Source organism: Bifidobacterium sp. UBA6881 (assembly GCA_002451435.1).
Classification (GTDB): Bacteria; Actinomycetota; Actinomycetes; order Actinomycetales; family Bifidobacteriaceae; genus Bifidobacterium.
The window spans coordinates 12120-12735 of record DKCF01000110.1; the positions used below are offsets into that span (position 1 = coordinate 12120).

At 65.1% G+C, this 616-nt stretch carries 2 pseudogenes; both read left to right on the forward strand.

From position 1 onward, the window contains the following. Positions 1-381: pseudogene (locus B3C64_RS08425) on the forward strand (pyridoxal 5'-phosphate synthase lyase subunit PdxS); the annotation flags it as partial. A gap of 149 nt (positions 382-530) precedes the next feature. Further along, a pseudogene (locus B3C64_RS08430) lies at positions 531-616 on the forward strand (pyridoxal 5'-phosphate synthase glutaminase subunit PdxT); the annotation flags it as partial.

Consider the following 616-nt stretch of genomic DNA (forward strand, 5'->3'; position numbering starts at 1 on the left):
ATGAACAAGCAGATCCGCGAGCTCGTCTCCCTGCGCGACGATGAGGTGTACGAGGCCGCCAAGCAGCTGGCCGTGCCGTACGACCTCGCCAAGTACGTGCACGACAACGGCCGTCTGCCGGTCGTCAACTTCGCTGCCGGCGGCGTGGCCACCCCGGCTGATGCCGCGTTGATGATGGAACTCGGTGCGGAAGGCGTGTTCGTCGGCTCCGGCATCTTCAAGTCGGGCGATCCGGCCAAGCGTGCCGCCGCCATTGTGCAGGCTACCGCCAACTGGCAGGACGCCGATCTGCTCGCGCGCCTGTCCGAGAACCTCGGCGAGGCCATGGTCGGCATCAACGAGGACGAGATCCAGACCATCATGGCGGCCCGCGGCGAGTGACGGTCCGCGGCAAGTGCCGCTCCGCGGTTTCCGGAACCGCATGTCCTTGGCACGCATAAGGCGTGGAATGCGGCGGCCCTCACCGGCCGCCGCCGCGCCGAAGCCTTGCCGAAATCAATCGGCGAAACCTCAGAAACGCAGGAACGATAATGGTTGTAGCAGTTGAATACATTTCGAAGGAAGAGTCGGCCGACGCGGAATCCGCCAAGCATGGCGTGACCGGCATCCTCGCGGT